Raw genomic sequence first — 16,358 nt, forward strand, 5'->3', positions numbered from 1 at the left:
GTCAGCAATCTGACCGGCCCAACCGCGTTGTATATCTGTGGGCATGCCTCTGGTCTCGCCCTTCACGGTTAAACAGACGAACTGGTGGTGTTGGCCGCGCCTACACTCCATCACTTGCTAATGCAAGTGATTCGCATTTGCGATCCTGGAAGGGGGTGGCGCAAACGAATGGCGGTCAGGGTATCGCCAGTTGATGGAGCTATTTATGCTTGATGGTGGGGCGGCGGGCAACGTGGCGACGGACAATCTGCTGCGTGCAGACTAGCATTTACGTTAGGTTTGAACCTAAGCCTGTCGGTGCTGGTCATCGATCGGGCTTGGTCGCTAGATTGAAACTGGACTAGCCTATTCGTCTCACTCCAGATGCCCAACGCCACACACTCTCGCGATATCTTTGTTGTCACCCCCGCCCATCATCAGAAAGCAAATTGCTCTTGATGCAGTTTGGATTCGTTGACGCCGAGCTCGCGAAGCGCGTCCTTGCTCCAGTCCATCAAGGGATCCGGCCCACACAGAAATACCTCTGTATCGGTTAAGCCCTTGATTGCTTCTAAGTCAGAGAGTTGAACACGCCTTTGTTCAATGTTCAACGGAGCATCGGGGAAGCCCTGGATTAGGGTATCCAGCGCAGTTTCATCCTCGGACGAGGCATGGCTTGCGCTTTGGAAAGCGAGGATGCGAAGGTTGAGGCTTTCTGGCAATGGGCTGCTGGTCGCCAGAAAATGCCTCAAGACGTTGATGTCATCGCCGCGTCCAGAAAATACCAAAACGATTTCGGAAGACATCTGTTCTGGGTGCACTTTTGCGACACTCTTTATCCCGTCCCACATCGCCATGAATGGCGTGATACCAACGCCACCCGCAATCCAGATCATCTTCGCCGGTATAGTTAGGGCTCCGCCCGCAGGATCTGCAGTCAGGCAACTGAACCCGACGCCAGCGCCTTTAAAGTCCACCTGCATTGGTTGCTCGATCTGTTGGGCCACGTACTCGTGTAAGAAGTTGGACATGAGGCCGCCGCGTTTGCGTTTGACCGTGACGCTGACCTGATTGGCCCGCCGGAACAGGTTTTTCTCTGCATCAAATTCTGGCGTGCTTGAGAGGGTCCAGGTGCGAACAAAGTCTTCGTTCACCAATTGAGGATTGGCCTCATTCATATGGCTATACCCAGAATCCAGCATGCTGGAAAAATCGAAGATGCCGAATCCACCGGGAATGGGCGCTTCAATCGTTTCCGACAATTCAAAGGTGAACGTGCGAATTGTAGCGGAAATCTGCTCGGTTGAAACGAGCGTTGCTCCAATCGGGTTAGACGTTTCGAGCGCGTCAATCGCATGGCCCATCGCGTCCAATTCAGATCGAAGATATCGTACTGGCGGGTTGTAAGGAGAATACTGTTCTTCTGACACTAGTCGCAAGTTGAGCGCGCCTTTTACAAACACCGCTCCGGTCACTTGGATGCGGGTCAGCAGGCCAACCCTCGGCATGATTGCTTCTGCTTCTGTATCGTACAGATTCTCAGCATCGCCGGTAACATAGAGAACATCACCCGTGGTGAAATCCGGGAACGCCAACCCGACCTGCTTGTCAGTTTCGATATTGCCCAATGACTGATAAAAACGGTTTCCAGAATGGTCTGGTAGGATCAGATAGGTGGTGACGCCGTCACCGCTCGTTTCTTCATACATCCGGACAAAACCTGGCGCCCCGCCGCGGTGATTGAGGCCCATATCGCCTTGGTCCAGAGACGCATCCTCAGCGTTCTCACGGTGTTTTGTCGCCAGAAACACGGTGCTTGCCCGAGCAATCAGGTCTTTTGAAGCCTGTGGCAAAGCCGCGGTGAGCGCATCAAAGCTATCGAGGGCCAGCTCAGCCTCCCGGCTTTCATGCACCAGCGAGCGAACCGTGATATATTTGGGGCAATTGCCCAGATGCTGATCGGAGATCAGTCGCAGGCTAACTTTGCCGATAGTGCTGAGTGAAATGGGCTCGATGAGTCCTGCCAGTTTGTTGCGGCGACTATTGGAGAAATCGACCCCGACTCCGGCAAAAAGACGGCGATCATTGTCGGCGGGTTTCTGGTCCGGTCCCAGTGATTGAACAAAGGGATCATAAGGGTTCACCTCGGCGATAATATCGGTCTGGTTGGGGCCAGATGTTGTGATGCCAATTGAAGGATCACTATCCGACATGGTGACCAGAACACTCACCCACGGCCGCCCCCGCTTATCCAGCGTCGCCAATGGCAGGTAAGGCAGTCCAGCAAAGAACTCCGCGTGCTGTTGCGGCATATCCCTTTCGATATAATCTGGCACCGAGAGTACAATGTTGCTCGGTGTGCCACGGCGCTTTTGAACCAGCGCCTCGCCATTATGCCATGGATGCCCTGCGGTCATTTTCGATCCTTTCATCGGCGATGTTGGGCGCGGCTGACCGTGCGATCAGCCGCGCTCGCGAGGAAATTAGCCCTGATTGGCTTAAGCCGCCACAGGAATGGGCGACGTTGCCATTCCGACGAAGCGATCCTGGGCTTCAATCCTGCCAAGCCAGGTGCGGATGTTGGGGTAGGCATCCAAGCTGACACCACCTTCGGGTGCATGCGCGATATAGCTGTAACCAGCGACATCAGCGAGCGTCAGGCGTTCGGCGACGAGGAAGCTTTTGCCTTCAAGATGCTTTTCCATAACCTCAAACAGGGCATGGGACTTTGCAATGCAGGCCTCATGATCGAACGGCGCTCCAAAAACGGTGACGAGACGGGCACAGCATGGGCCAGCGAAAATCTCACCCGCTGCGACGGAAAGCCAGCGCTGGATCTGGGCCGTCTCGACCGGATCGCGCCCGGCCCATTCAGCGGTGTCGCCATAGCGGTCTGCCAGATAGGCAATGATCCCGTTGGAATCCGACAACATTGTGCCGTTATCGTCGATTGCTGGAACTTGCCCGAATGGGCTGATGGCAAGAAATTCAGGTGCTTTGTGAGCGCCATTCGCCATGTCCACTTCAACCGTTTCGTATGGCAGGTCGAGAAGGGCAAGCATCAGTTCGGCCCGGTGGCTGTGGCCAGATTTGGCCACGCGGTGAAGCTTGATTGGGGCTGCGTTGGCAGGGAAGTTGGTGTTCATAGGTAATTCCTTTTTCAAAATGTTGATTGGTTGACTGGTTAAAGGCCAAGATCGGACAGGCCCGGATGGTCGTTGGGTCGACGGCCAAGTGGCCAGCGAAACTTGCGGTCTTCTTCAGCAATCGGATGTTCGTTGATGCTGGCGTGGCGCACGGCCATGTATCCGTTTGCATCAAACTCCCAGTTCTCGTTGCCATAGGCGCGGAACCAGTTGCCGCTATCGTCGCGATATTCGTAGGCATAGCGAACAGCGATGAGGTCCGTATCGAATGCCCAGAGCTCCTTGATCAGACGATAGTCGAGCTCCTTGGCCCATTTTCTGGTCAGGAACTCTTGGATTTCCTTGCGGCCTTGCGGAAACTCGGCGCGATTGCGCCATTTGCTATCGGGTGTGTAGGCAAGGGCAACCTTCGCCGGATCGCGCGAGTTCCAGCCATCTTCAGCAAGCCGGATCTTCTCGATTGCGGTCTCACGCGTAAACGGTGGCAGCGGCGGGCGAGGTGCTTCATTCTGTTTCATGGTTTCACTCCTGCATTGGGCGAAAGGGGGAGGGAGGTTCGCGGTGGAGGGTGAGGGGAGGGGAATACCGCGAACCTCCCAACGGGGTCAGGCCGCGCGGGCCGCCTCGACAACAGGGAAATCGATCTCCGTATCGAACACTTCGTTGAGGTAATTGGTCAGAATATTGTATCCAACGTGACCAACGATCTCGACGATCTCGGCATCGGAAAAGCCGGCGAGCCGGACTGTGGCAATATCGCCTTCGGTCACACGGCCGCGCTCTTCCGCAATCTTGAGTGCGAACTGCACAGCAGCATCGGCTTTGGCGTCCGTAGATCGGCCGGAGCGATTGGACGCGATCTCAGCTTCATCGAGCTTGGCGACGTTCTTGGCGAGATAGGTGTGCGCACTGTTGCAATAGCTGCAGCCATTATAGTTGGCGATGGCCAGCGCGATGCGTTCACGGGTCGCCGCGTTAAGCGAGCCCTTGGAAAGCGCGCCATTCATACCGAGCATGCCCTCAAGCGTGATGGGGCTGTTGGCAACCAGGCGAAAGAGGTTCGGCACGGAACCGAGAGAGGCCTCAACCGCTTCAAGAAGTGGGCGAGCAGCCTCTGGGGAGTCTGCGATCGTAGCGGGGGTGGGGATGCGTGACATGTATATTCTCCATTCAATTGAGCAGATGATCTGCCGATGCCGATGGAAATAAGTTCATCCGGCTGAGAGAAGAATGGCCTATTTTGGAAATGGATTATTTCATATTCCTGCTATAATAGGATTGCCATATGGACAGGATTCAGGCTCTCGAAGTGTTTGTAGCGGTGGCCGAGGCGCAGAGCTTTGCTGGTGGCGCGCGCAAGACAGGCCTCAGCCCACCCTCGGTGACGCGCGGGATAAACTCGCTCGAAGAACGCCTGGGCGCACGGTTATTCACGCGCACCACGCGGCGCGTGCGGCTTACCGATGTTGGTCAGGCCTATCTGGAGGATGCACGGCAGATATTGGAGCACTTGCAGGCGGCAAATGATGCTGCTGCGGGCGCGGCAACCAATCCGGTTGGGCAGTTGCGGCTAACCTGTTCGCATGAATTCGGCCGCATCTATGTGATGCCTGTGCTGACCGAATTTCTCGATCTTTATCCTGATGTCTCCGTCGATGTGGTGATGGTCGATCGTATCGTAAATCTGGTGGAGGAAGGATTCGATATCGCCGTTCGGATTGGGCATCTGCCCTCGTCCGATCTGTCTGCAGTACGCGTGGGCCGTGTGCGCCGGGTTGTATGCGGGGCGCCCGGCTATTTCGCAGAAAGCGGCATTCCTCGATCTCCCGAGGAACTAAAGATGCACCGCACCGTGGCAATCAGCCCGGTTAGCCCATCGGTCGACTGGAGGTTCGGCTATGAGATGGACGAGACGGTCCGGATCAATTCTCGCCTCGTAGTGAGCAGCGTGGCATCGGGCATTGAAGTGGCGCGGAAAGGTTGGGGCCTCACGCGATGCCTATCGTATCAAATCGGACCCGACCTTGAGAGCGGAGCGATGCAAACCGTTCTGGAAGACTTTGAGCCCGAGCCTCTACCGATTCACCTTGTGCATGTCGAAGGCCGCAGAGCGGCTGCAAAGGTTCGAACTTTCATCGACCTAGCATCCTGGCGGCTGCGTTCGGTTGCCGTTCTGAACTGAGCGAGAACCGGATCGCACACCAGAATTGCGCCAGTTGTGCGAAAGCTAGACGGGTGTTCTTTTCGCGAAATCTATAAAGGCTCGTAATCTGGAAGGCATGTGTCGCTTCGTGCGGTAGTTGAGCGAGTAATGCGGCAACTCAGGCACCATATCTTCGAACAGGCTCACCAACGTGCCATGCTCCAGCGCATCTCTGGCGGCCTCATGATAGACATAGGCAAGGCCGAGGCCGCTGGCCGCGAATTCGACCATGGACCGCAGATTGTTGATAGTCATCCGGCGCTTGGGATTGATCACGCGCGATCCCCCTCCTCTTGAAAGGTCCAGGGTGCAACATTCCCCGAATTGCCAAAGGCAAAGAATATCCCATCGTGATCGAGCAGATCGTCAGGGCGATCAGGCGTGCCTTTTTCTGCGAGATAGCCGGGCGATGCGATCACGGCCATCTTGAGCTTTGGTCCGAGAGGTACGGCGTGCGTATCCTGTTCAAGAAGCGTGTTGGACCGGATTGCTGCGTCGATACCGCTTGTCACCAAATCGACCTTGGCGTCCTCATAAATAAGCTCGACTTGAACGTCCGGGAATTCCTTGGCGAACTGAGCGAGAAGTCGATCAAGAAAGAATGGTCCGGCGCTGTATGGCGCGCTGAGTTTCAATGTGCCAGCAATCGCATCCTTGTCATCATCCAGTTCCTGAATGGCGACCTCAAGGTCGGACAAAGCCGGCAGGCTGCGCGAATAGAGCCTTTCGCCAGCAGTTGTGAGCGCGACCGAGCGAGTGGATCTTTCAAACAACCTCACGCCCAGGCGGTCTTCGAAACGCTGCACGGCTTCGCTGATCGAACCCGCCTGAAGGTTCAGGCGGGATGCGGCGGCCCGGAATCCGTTTGAACGTGCAACCTCGGCGAAGATTGTCAGGTCGCTCAATTGTTGGCGTTCCATTGTTTGATATTCCTTACAGTGTGTTTGTTAAAATGCGGATTATCAGATCAATCTAGCGAGCCTATCTGTCTTTGCAAGCCGAAACTGAAACTGAAACACAGGAGAATGATTATGACTGAACGTGAAGAAATCGAAGCTGTCGTTAACGCTTGGAACAATGGCCTGGACGCTGGTGACATCGAAGCGATGGTCGCAACCTGTCATCCGGACACGATGACCGTGAATGAACGTCAGCCCGTCACAATTGGTACGCAAGGTATCCGCGATAAGTACAACCCCCGCATCGCAGCCGCCGAAATTACCTCGGGATATGACATTGAAGACTTGCAGTTCTTTGGTGATGTTGCCGTCGTTTCGGGCCGTTTCTACGGTACGATGAAAATGCGCGACACCGGAGAAGTCCGTAACCCTGAAGGCCGCCTGGTTCTGGTCTACCAACGCGACGACACGGGCGCCTGGAAGATGATCCTCGACATCGACAATAACGGCCCAGCCTGATCCCTTGCAGGCCGCGTCATACCGGCGCGGCCTGTCTCCCCTTTGAGCTGAGTACCGGAGCGTGAATCATGACAACCTTGGAAACCGTCACCAACGAAATTGTGGGTCTGCACGATTTTTTCGCCGCATGGTTTAACGGCACTGCCGATCGCGATCAGCTTGATCCACGTTTTCTGTCGCGCTTGCATCAGGATATCCAGTTCATCCCACCAGAAGGCCAGGTAATGAACCGGGCCACCCTGCAAGCGGGCTTTGACAACAGTTACGGATCAAACCCTGATTTTCGCATCGCAATTCGCGATGTCGATATTCGCTATGAGCATGGCGACCATGTTCTTGCCACCTACACGGAATGGCAAACCGGAGCGACGCGGTCCGCCTTGGCCAACAACGCCCGATTCACCACAGTTCTGATGGAGATGACCAAGCCGGTGACTTGGCTGCACCTGCAGGAAACATGGCTGCCTGAGGCTGTGCGTAGCGCAGGTTCGTTCGACTTTTAATGCCATTCATATTGCCCAACTCAAACTGATCGAGGTCCCCAAATGACAAAGCATATAGCCCATCAACCGCGCGAAATTGCCGACTGCGTCAGCGCTTATCTGCAAGAAGGCGACCTGGATGGGATCGTTTCGATGTTCCACCCCGATTGTCTGGTGTTCTTTCCACCTGACGCCCCGCCAAGTGTAGGCCTGGAAGGCGCCAGAAAGGCCTTTGAAGGCTTCTTGGAAGTGCGCCCCAGGATCGAAAGCAACGTCTTCAGCGAAATCATCACTGGCGACACGGCCATGCTCCGCGCGAACTGGCGGGTTATCGCGCCCGACGGGTCGGTCATGGCGGAAGGTCAATCGACCGAAGTTGCCAAGAAACTGGACAATGGTGGCTGGGGCTATCTAATTGATTGCCCCAACGGCCCGCCCAATCTTGAGGATGCGTAGCGATGGCTGATCAGAATTTCCATGAGCATGAGATGCGCCTCCAAAACAAGATGGGGATGCGCGAACAAATCGACATGCTCACGGAAAGGCTGATGCACGATGAGATGCCCGATCAGCACCGCGAATTTTATGCTGGTCTTGAATACATCTTGGTCGGCACGGTCGGCGCAGATGGGAAACCATATGCTTCAATGCTGACCGGCCCCGTTGGCTTTGCGTCGTCACCTGATCCCAAAATCTTGAGTATTCGCAATACGATTGACGACGAAGATCCCGCATTTGCTGAGCTGAAAGTGGGTGCCCCGGTTAGCGTTCTGGGCATCGAGCTTAGCAATAGGCGCCGTAACCGGATGCATGGCCGGATTTCTCGTATCGACCCGGATGGTTTCGATATTACGGTCAGCCAGAGCTACGGCAATTGCCCCAAATATATCAGCACGCGGGCGATTATCGATCGCGTCGACACGCCGGCAAATCCAGTCGTGGCAGAGCGAGATGAGCTGTCGGTGCAAGACGTCGATCTGATAAAGAGGTCCGATACGTTCTTCATTGCCAGCCATCACCTTGATGGCAGCGGCCAGCCATATGAGGGCAGTGATATGTCGCACCGCGGCGGCAACCCGGGCTTTATCCACGTCGAGGGGAACGGCCGATTTGTTGTCCCTGATTATAGGGGCAACAATCTGTTCAACACGATTGGCAATCTGGTCTCGAACTCCGCTGCCGCTGTGCTCTTCGTCGATTTTGAAACGGGCTATCTGCTCCACATCAATGCGGCAGCGAAGATTATCGAAGATGAGGCCGCGATTGCAGTATATCCCGGCGCAAAGCGATTGATCGCTTTCGATGTGTTAGACGTCCGCGCCACAGACGCTGGCATCGGCTTGAGGTGGCAGCTGCTTAAACCATCACCGGTCAATCCGGCGCTTTGAGGGTCTCGGCGTCGACTGTATTTTAGGCGATCTTCGCTGCGGATATAGCGGCTGCCTTCCAGTCATAGCCACGCGCCAGCTGTTCCAGACCTACAATCGACTTTGCAGCGCCAGATCCGAATATGAATGACATAGAGACCATGCGTTTAAGGTCGATGCCTTCAATGGGGCGCATATTGATGCCCGCCACAACCGTTGAAAATTCACCCAGGGTGCAAACGCCCTTGCCTGCGGCCACCAGTTGCTGGATCCAGTCTTCACGATCAGATTGCACCTTTGGGCGTATGTCCAATCTTTTTTCAGTCACCATCGCCAGAAAATCTGATCGGAATTCGCAGTTCAAACGATCAAAATAGCTTTCCTTGGAGAATTCTTCCAAACTGATCTGAGACTTGTCTGCAAGTTCAGGTTTGTCTCCAAAGGCCATTAGAATTCGCTCTTCGAAAAGAGGGGTGGTTTTTATCTTATGATTTTCAGACGGCCGCTGTGTACAGATGCAGGCATCGAGGAAACCCGACAGTATCGCCTCTTCAGAAGTGGATTGGTCGATTTGGTGCAGAACGATGCGTGTGTTGGAATTCTCGTTCATGAATTGCGAGAAAAAATCTGCAAACTTCGCTGGCCCCAGCGAGTTAGCGATGCCGATGTTCAACATGCAATGGCCAGATTGCAAATGTTCTTCCGCAAGCATTTTTGCACGCGCTTCGCTCTCCGCTATGCTTGAGAACTCCTGGCGAATTTTCTGGCCCAGTTCTGTCAGTCGCGTGTTCTTGCCATCGCGAATAATCAGCAGGCCGCGGAATTCATCCTCCAGTTTCTGGATGGATTTGGTCAAGGCGGGTTGCGAAATATTGTGCTGCTGTGATGCCTGCGTAAAGTTCAGCGTCTCAGCTACCGACAGAAAGTATTTTATCTGACTTAGCTCCACGTGATCCCTCCTAAGCTATGACTTTATCGCTGTCGTAAAAGAGCATCGATCACGCATTGCAACCGATGCCATCATTCTTCAAAAAACTGCCCTAGGGCAGAGTTCTGATGGAGGACGCGAGATATGGTCTTCAGGTTGAACACAGTCGATTTTCATCTCAGGCGTTTAGGTGTAGCTTGCAATATTTGCAACCTTGCACCGCAACATGCCAGCCCGACTTAGGCCGATATTGATCTTCACATTTTCAAACGGATAGCAATTCTTGCGAACAAGCAATGGTAGCTGGCCTCTCATCGCCAGCCGCCATTACATTGCCGCTTTTAGGAATCGTCTAGTGAAGCCTCAACCTCGCCGAGCCATTTGGGGACGGGTGGGTTTCCATCTTCCCATAAGACCGGATATGCTTCCACGTAGATCCAATCGGTGTCTTCTGCCGGAACATGGCAAGCCAGACAGTCTCGTTTGTAATCCGTGGCCACTTGTTTCGTGGGTTCTTTGGCCTCGAATAACGCCCAGCCCCAGCCATCTCCCCAGAGCGGGTTGTCGCCAAAACGCTGCTGAGCGTCCTTGACCATAACAAACCAGACGCCCTTGTCTGTGGCATAACTGGCCGCACCTGTAGACAATTGTGCGGTCGCCGCGCTCCTCACTTCCTTGACGAGGACAGCGCCGTCAGGGAACTTGCCCGTGCTTCGATAGGCGTCAATCGTGCCTGGCGAAACATACACCTGGTGCATGCCATTGGTGGTCCCGGCACCGTCAGCCGTCGACCAAGCTCCCAGAGTTTGCCATTCCAAGAAGTCTTCCGGAAAAGAAATGTCTCCACTGTCAGATACGATATCTGACGGCCAAGCCACCTCTCCATTTGCTAGCTCGGAACCCTCAGGAGAGGATTCCGAGCCGCACGAACCGAGGGCCAATGCTAAGGCAGCCACGGCGCCTAATTTTGCTTTTCTCATGGAGTGCCTCCCTCCGCTTTTTGTTCACTTAGTTGGGTTTGGCAGCTCGCAAAACTGGATAAAACTGCGTGAAAACGAAATCGTCAGCAGCAGACGCCGCATGGCAAGCATTACAAGATGCTGTTGGCATGGCGGAAGCCGTTTGCTCATACGGGGGGCTGAGTGACCAAAGCTGAAATATGCCCATCCGCCAGGCTCGTCCTTAAAACGCTCAGTATCCTTCACAGTCAGTTCCAGACCCTGAAACTCACCTTCGAAGTAGCCAACTCCGCTGACTTCCTGAGTGGATCCGTTTTCCGCATTGTTGTTGCTGCGAACGCTTGTCAGTTCTTTGGCGATCTGAGTTCCTTCGGGGAACTCTCCCGTGGCCGAATATGCGGCGAATGCGGTGGGCTCGATGTAGACATTGTGGAATTCCGGGAATGGAGCTTCCCCGCCATTGAGCGCATTTGGCGTGAGAGGTGCCCCGATGAAGACCCATTCGCGCCAATTTTCCGGCTGGTTCACCGAACCATCATCATTAAAGGATGCGCGGATTATCTCACCCGACGCCTCAGCGGATGCCGTGGCTCGATCACCCTCACCAGCTGTATCTGCTCCCTGCGTACAGGCGGCAAGAGCAAGTGATCCTGCGGCAATGAATGTCCACTTTGTTCGATTGATAAATAGGTCTTTGGCCATGGGGCACCCTCCGTTGCTTTAGTCCTTCTCAGGACAGCCTATGGCAAAGTTCCGCCGCCGATTACATTTATTGATCTCGATAAGTTTTGGTAATGTGAATGAAGCCATCGCTTGATGACATAATGCCTATGTTTGGCACACGGAGCGCTCAGACCGCAGCAAGGGCAAAGATGGAGAATGTACCGATCGGCGCGCTGGCGCCGCTTCACCAGGCTCGCCTCTCTCCTTAGAGATTGGGCGCCGGCAGCTCTTTAGGCCTGAACCAATTCTTCATTGCAAAGCGTGCGGCGGATCAATTCCCCATCCTTAAACCACTGCCATGTTCGCGCTCGCTTTTTTCCGGTAGATCCGATGGTAATCATCTCGAAGAAGTTGGCGCCTGGTTCATCTTTGCGATCCAGATTGAGCAGGATGATTCCATCATAAGTTTCCCATCCCCAGCCCGAAAAGCGGTCATTTTCCCACCACAGGCGGTCTTCGCGAAGTTCGCCGTTTAGGGTCGCACGATATTGCCGGCCATCGGCCCAAGTGAATTCGTTGTGCTGGATGTAGGCATAAGGACCGGAGGTTGGAAAGACGCATTCAACTTTCGTCTCGTGTTCATCGATCAAATTGCCAACTGCGTCGACATGCCGATAAATCCCTTTCCAGACCCCAGCATGGCGCAACATGCCGGGCATAATACCGTCAAGAATAGGCTTTTGTGATGAACTCATAAGACGACTACCTCTCTCATTTGGCCTTTCCGATAGGAACCTTGAGTGCCATCGAATAACAACTCGTTGGGTTCTTGACACAACGATTGATTGTTCTCAGGCTGGTGCCGCTAATATGAAAAAGCCCGATATCCGCGCACGGTTCATCCGTCCTTCGCTCGACCCTCAGAAGTTGACGCACTTTATGGCGGTATATGAAACCGGCGTATTTTCTGTCGCTGCGGCGGATGTCGGCGTCACTCAGCAGGCAATTTCGAAGAGCATTGCAAGGTTGGAAGACAGCCTGGGCGTCGTTCTGTTTGAACGTCGACCTACAGGCGTCGCTCCGACGATCTTCGCCCACACTCTGGCGAAACGCGCGCGCGCCATCATTTCCGAAAGCAAACTCGCTGCGGCCGAATTGATCGCGTTGCGCGGCGCGGGGCAGGGCTTCGTCCGAATTGGCCTGGGCTGGACGTTTTTACCGCGTCTGGGGCCTGAATTGATCGAGCGATTCAAGCGGTCGAACCCTGATGTGACCGTCTCTATCGTGACCGGCGAGTCGCGCCAGCTTTATGCTTCGCTGCTTATCGGAGATGTTGAATTCGTCGCCAGCGCGCCACCCGCCGATATGGTTGCCGATCCGATGATCCAGCGCCACCCCCTGTTTGTTGATCGTGATCAGCTGGTCATGCGTGCGGGCCATCCTTTGGCGAAACGCGACAGCCATACACTCGAAGATTTGCGTACACAGACTTGGATGATCTCGCTCCAGCTCAGTCAGCAATGGAAGAGCATTTGCGATACCTTTTTGAAGCAACAACTGGAGCCGCCAGCCAATTTCGTCGATCTCAATTCGGTCATATTATTGAAATCTATGCTGTTATCTACCGATGGGGTTGCGCTGTTATCGCCCGAGCTCGTCTCTCTGCCGCATGAGCAGGCGTTGTACCATACGATCGGCGACAACCCCTTTGCCCTGCCGCGCAAGGCGTATCTTGCCACGCGCAAAAATGCCGATCAGCAGGCGCTGACGCGGCAGATGATAACGATCTTTGACCAGGTATGGCGCGAGATGATCGATGAGCGGTTACATTGTGCTCCACCCGCGTCCAAATTCTAGGAGTGTTGCCTCTTCATCATAACAACCAGAAGTTGTGGTGACAGGCGAACGTTTTGTTGGCGCCTCACTCTCCAAGCGTTATTTCTCAATCAAATTTGTCCGGACAAATTGACAAATTGCCCATCGAGCGCACACCGGGGAACAATGTGCCGAAGGGATAGTCACAATTGCTGCTTGGGAGGCCCATTTATGTCTAATCGTCTTACCGCCAGAACTGCTTTTCTGTTTGCAGCGTCGGCTCTCGCATTGAGTTCTGGCGCAACGGTGTCCGCGCAAGAAACGGATGACAGCGCTGCATCGAGCGGTGCTGATGGCAGTCAGTCAACTATCATCGTGACCGCGCAGCGGCGCGCACAAGACATTCAAGATGTCCCATTGGCCGTTACTGCTTTGGACCAAAGGACGCTGGACGTTCTGGCAGTGAAGAACACGATCGACCTCGTCGATTCCATTCCAAACCTGGTGGGTAGCAACAACACCACATTGGGCAGCGCGAACGTCTATTTCATCAGGGGCCAGGGGCAGGACGAATCCTTCCCAACATTTGATCCGGCGGTTGGCACATATATCGATGAAATCTTCGTCGCCCGCCAAAACGCCAACAACATCGCCCTGTTTGATGTTGAGCGGACCGAAGTTTTGCGTGGGCCGCAGGGAACGCTGTTTGGCAAAAACACGACTGGCGGTGCGATCAATATCGTTCTTGCCCGCCCGGCTGATGAATTTGGCGGCTTTGTCGAGGCCAGCTATGGCCGGTTCGACGAGGTAATTGTCCGCGGTACGGTTGATCTGCCCGCGTCTGAAAACGTCCGGATAAAGGCCAGCGGCTTTTATGTTGATGACAATGGTTGGCTACCCAACCCTGTATTGGGTCGCAATCTGAACGATCGTCAGGCTTGGGGTGTTCGCGGGGCTGTTGATATTGATCTCACTCCCGACCTGAATTGGTATCTGACCGCTGACTATATTGATGACGATGTCACGAACCTTACGGGCCGCGACACCATCGCCGGGGACAACAATCTGACAACCGGCAACTTTGGTGAGGTTGAGCTCGAATCCATCTCGATCCTTCCCAATGGTCTCGACGCGATCTATCCGGGTGTGCAATCCAAGGCAGACCCGGGCAGTGTGAGCCGGTCGCTGAATTTCTCGTCCAATTTGAGCTACGAGCTTGATAATGGTCAGATCAGCCTGATTGTCGGCTATCGCCAGCTTGAGAATGATTTCCTGACCAACTTCCCGCTGCCGAACTTCGATTTTCTCGCTGTTCCTGGTGCTGAAGATGATATTTTCGTCATCGATAACCTTGGCGAGTTTGATCAGTTTTCTGCTGAGCTGAAATACAATGCTCAACTGTTTAACGATGCAGTCAACCTTACCGCCGGCCTCTTCTACCTGAGGGAGGAGAACACTAGTGATGTGGCCGCCTATTTCGGTATTTTTGGCGCGACACGCGACCGGATCATTGCCAACGATACCGAAAATATCGCAGTCTATGCTCAGGCCGATATCTCAATTACGGATCAGCTTATCGCGACGCTCGGTGGACGCTTTACTGATGAGAGCAAAGACTTCTCAGTGTCTGACAACGCTCCGGTTGGTGACATCACCGACCTGACCACGGCGAACCTGATTGCATTGGGCATTCCGACAACGATTTCGGAAAGCATCTTCACCCCACGTTTCGCACTTCAGTACTTCATCAATGATGATTTGAACGTCTTTGCGTCGGCCACGCGCGGCTTCCGGTCGGGCGGTTGGAATGCGCGGGTTGATAATGCTTCAGGCCTTACGCCATTCCTTGCAGAGCGTGTTTGGTCCTATGAGACTGGAGTGAGGGCGAGCATTGGTCCGGCGTTGAGATTGGCTGTCACCGGCTTCTTCCAGCGCACTACTAATTTCCAAGCGAACACAGCCCTAGAAGGCGGAGCCTTTGCGGTTGGTAATGCTGGCGCGCTAGAGAATTTGGGTCTGGAGGCTGAGGCATTCATCAGTCCTACCGATAACTTGAATTTCTATGTCGCACTTGGCCTGCAAGATGCCGAGCTGTTGCCAAGCGATGAAGAGTTTGCGGCCTGTGCGGCTCCAAACACGCAGCTATCGTCGTTTGACATCAATTGTAACATTGCGCGGACACGGCGAACACCATCATCGCAGGTCACATTTGGTGGGTCTTGGGATATCGATATGGGTCCGGTGACCATCACGCCGCGCGGAAGCATACGCGTGTCATCTGACCTTGATATTGCGACCAGAAGCCTGGGTCCGGTTGATGGCTACACGCTTGTTAACGCGGGCATTGACATCACACCGTCGAACTCAAATGCGATCACACTCTCGGTCGAATGCAGCAATTGCACAGACGAGCGTTATCTGGTCTCTACATTTGGCCAAGGCGATCAATACTTCAACCGTCCGGGTCGCTGGGCCATTCGCGTCCGCTACAATTTTGGTGGTCGTGCGTTCTAAGCGACGATCCTTACAAACAAGCAACGGCGGGCCGCCCATGGCCCGCCGTTCATTTGTGGCAGGCACAGCCGGGCTTGGAGCTGGTCTTATGATGAGCGGGTGTACAAGTACCCTTGAAGCAAGCGCTGGCACCGCCGGTCAGGACATGGTTTTGGTGCATGGTGCCTGGCATGGGGGATGGTGCTGGGAATTGGCGGAGCCGCTGCTTGAGCAGGCGGGATACCGCGTTCATTCCGTGACACTGCCTGGGCTTGGTGATCGCGCTGCCGAACTTAAAGATGGTCTAGGGCTTGATGATCACATTGCCGCTGTCACGAAATATATCGCTGACAATGGACTGACAGACCTAGTTTTGGTCGGCCACTCATATGGCGGTATGGTCATAACCGGCGTCGCCGATCAATTGCGCGATAGCCTTGCGCATGTGGTGTATCTTGATGCCGCCGTGCCAAAAAATGGCGAGAGTATGATCAGCTATGGCGAACCGCGCCCAGCGGAGGTGATCGCTGCGAGCGAGGCCGGTTTGGCGCAACTTGCCACCGACGGAATTGCAATACCCCCATTCCCGCCTGAGCTGTTCGGCGTTCCAGTATCGCATCCTTCCTACGAGTGGGTTAGTGAGCGGCTGACACCGCACCCGCTAAAGACATGGCTTGATCCGATTTCACTTAAGCAAGGCGGGGCTGACGGATTGCCACGTACATATATTCATTGCGTCGATCCTATTCTGCCACAGACCCAGTTTCCGTATATTGCTCAGCAAGTGTCGGGCGATCCCGCATGGCGCTATTTCGAGCTCCAAACCGGTCATGATGCCATGATAACCGATCCCGTCGGTTTGACGCGACTTTTGGCAGACCTCCATATTTCGAAGCGAGCATAGA

Annotated in this window: 18 protein-coding genes; 8 read left to right on the top strand and 10 right to left on the bottom strand. The window is 54.5% G+C overall.

From position 1 onward, the window contains the following. Positions 1-416: 416 nt before the first annotated feature. From AC0V6O_RS03875 to AC0V6O_RS03890, 4 genes are all read right to left on the bottom strand, one after another. Positions 417-2,396: a hypothetical protein gene (locus AC0V6O_RS03875; protein WP_486141696.1), complete on the bottom strand. Its 1,980-nt coding sequence runs from the start codon at positions 2,394-2,396 to the stop codon at positions 417-419. Between the two features lie 81 nt (positions 2,397-2,477). Next, entirely contained in the window at positions 2,478-3,125 is a 648-nt protein-coding gene (locus AC0V6O_RS03880; RefSeq protein ID WP_472638020.1) for a glutathione S-transferase family protein, read from the bottom strand. Between the two features lie 38 nt (positions 3,126-3,163). Beyond that, positions 3,164-3,643, bottom strand: a complete 480-nt coding sequence (locus tag AC0V6O_RS03885) for a nuclear transport factor 2 family protein (protein WP_486141698.1) — start codon at positions 3,641-3,643, stop codon at positions 3,164-3,166. A gap of 87 nt (positions 3,644-3,730) precedes the next feature. Then, the gene (locus AC0V6O_RS03890; protein WP_486141700.1) at positions 3,731-4,282 is read right to left on the bottom strand and encodes a carboxymuconolactone decarboxylase family protein; all 552 of its coding nucleotides are present in this window, start codon (positions 4,280-4,282) and stop codon (positions 3,731-3,733) included. A 128-nt stretch (positions 4,283-4,410) separates the two neighbouring features. Here AC0V6O_RS03890 and AC0V6O_RS03895 point away from each other — a divergent pair, with 128 nt between their 5' ends. Next, positions 4,411-5,307 carry a LysR family transcriptional regulator gene (locus tag AC0V6O_RS03895; RefSeq protein ID WP_486141702.1) on the top strand — a complete coding sequence of 299 codons (897 nt, stop codon included), beginning with the start codon at positions 4,411-4,413 and terminating at the stop codon, positions 5,305-5,307. A gap of 45 nt (positions 5,308-5,352) precedes the next feature. Here AC0V6O_RS03895 and AC0V6O_RS03900 read toward each other — a convergent pair whose 3' ends face one another. Both AC0V6O_RS03900 and AC0V6O_RS03905 read right to left on the bottom strand, forming a co-directional pair. Then, positions 5,353-5,604: a LysR substrate-binding domain-containing protein gene (locus tag AC0V6O_RS03900; protein WP_486141704.1), complete on the bottom strand. Its 252-nt coding sequence runs from the start codon at positions 5,602-5,604 to the stop codon at positions 5,353-5,355. Further along, positions 5,601-6,248: a LysR family transcriptional regulator gene (locus tag AC0V6O_RS03905; protein WP_486141706.1), complete on the bottom strand. Its 648-nt coding sequence runs from the start codon at positions 6,246-6,248 to the stop codon at positions 5,601-5,603. Before AC0V6O_RS03905 ends, AC0V6O_RS03900 begins: the two co-directional genes overlap by 4 nt. Positions 6,249-6,359: 111 nt before the next feature. Here AC0V6O_RS03905 and AC0V6O_RS03910 point away from each other — a divergent pair, with 111 nt between their 5' ends. The 4 genes from AC0V6O_RS03910 to AC0V6O_RS03925 all read left to right on the top strand — a co-directional run bounded on the left by AC0V6O_RS03910 (position 6,360) and on the right by AC0V6O_RS03925 (position 8,616). Further along, positions 6,360-6,746: a YybH family protein gene (locus AC0V6O_RS03910; RefSeq protein WP_472638027.1), complete on the top strand. Its 387-nt coding sequence runs from the start codon at positions 6,360-6,362 to the stop codon at positions 6,744-6,746. Positions 6,747-6,814: 68 nt separating this feature from the next. Further along, positions 6,815-7,249 carry a hypothetical protein gene (locus AC0V6O_RS03915; RefSeq protein WP_486141708.1) on the top strand — a complete coding sequence of 145 codons (435 nt, stop codon included), beginning with the start codon at positions 6,815-6,817 and terminating at the stop codon, positions 7,247-7,249. A gap of 42 nt (positions 7,250-7,291) precedes the next feature. Then, entirely contained in the window at positions 7,292-7,684 is a 393-nt protein-coding gene (locus tag AC0V6O_RS03920; protein ID WP_486141710.1) for a YybH family protein, read from the top strand. Between the two features lie 2 nt (positions 7,685-7,686). After that, a complete protein-coding gene (locus AC0V6O_RS03925; protein ID WP_486141712.1) occupies positions 7,687-8,616 on the top strand; it encodes a pyridoxamine 5'-phosphate oxidase family protein in 930 nt (309 codons plus the stop codon). A 22-nt stretch (positions 8,617-8,638) separates the two neighbouring features. On the opposite strand, the gene AC0V6O_RS03930 is transcribed toward AC0V6O_RS03925, so the two are convergent. From AC0V6O_RS03930 to AC0V6O_RS03945, 4 genes are all read right to left on the bottom strand, one after another. Further along, the gene (locus AC0V6O_RS03930; protein WP_472638031.1) at positions 8,639-9,544 is read right to left on the bottom strand and encodes a LysR family transcriptional regulator; all 906 of its coding nucleotides are present in this window, start codon (positions 9,542-9,544) and stop codon (positions 8,639-8,641) included. Positions 9,545-9,864: 320 nt separating this feature from the next. Further along, on the bottom strand, positions 9,865-10,503 hold the full coding sequence (locus AC0V6O_RS03935) for a cytochrome P460 family protein (protein WP_472638032.1): 639 nt from the start codon (positions 10,501-10,503) through the stop codon (positions 9,865-9,867). Between the two features lie 24 nt (positions 10,504-10,527). After that, positions 10,528-11,184: a cytochrome P460 family protein gene (locus tag AC0V6O_RS03940; protein ID WP_486141715.1), complete on the bottom strand. Its 657-nt coding sequence runs from the start codon at positions 11,182-11,184 to the stop codon at positions 10,528-10,530. A 251-nt stretch (positions 11,185-11,435) separates the two neighbouring features. Beyond that, positions 11,436-11,900 (bottom strand): hypothetical protein, encoded by a 465-nt coding sequence (locus tag AC0V6O_RS03945; protein WP_486141717.1) that lies wholly within the window; start codon positions 11,898-11,900, stop codon positions 11,436-11,438. Between the two features lie 115 nt (positions 11,901-12,015). On the opposite strand from AC0V6O_RS03945, the gene AC0V6O_RS03950 reads away from it, so the two are divergent. From AC0V6O_RS03950 to AC0V6O_RS03960, 3 genes are all read left to right on the top strand, one after another. Then, a complete protein-coding gene (locus AC0V6O_RS03950) occupies positions 12,016-13,002 on the top strand; it encodes a LysR family transcriptional regulator (RefSeq protein ID WP_472638036.1) in 987 nt (328 codons plus the stop codon). A 189-nt stretch (positions 13,003-13,191) separates the two neighbouring features. Beyond that, a complete protein-coding gene (locus AC0V6O_RS03955; protein ID WP_486141719.1) occupies positions 13,192-15,474 on the top strand; it encodes a TonB-dependent receptor in 2,283 nt (760 codons plus the stop codon). 37 nt (positions 15,475-15,511) lie between these two features. Then, positions 15,512-16,357 (top strand): alpha/beta fold hydrolase, encoded by an 846-nt coding sequence (locus AC0V6O_RS03960; RefSeq protein WP_486141721.1) that lies wholly within the window; start codon positions 15,512-15,514, stop codon positions 16,355-16,357. Position 16,358: the final 1 nt, after the last annotated feature.

It is taken from the genome of Erythrobacter sp. JB2-19 (genome assembly GCF_057365005.1).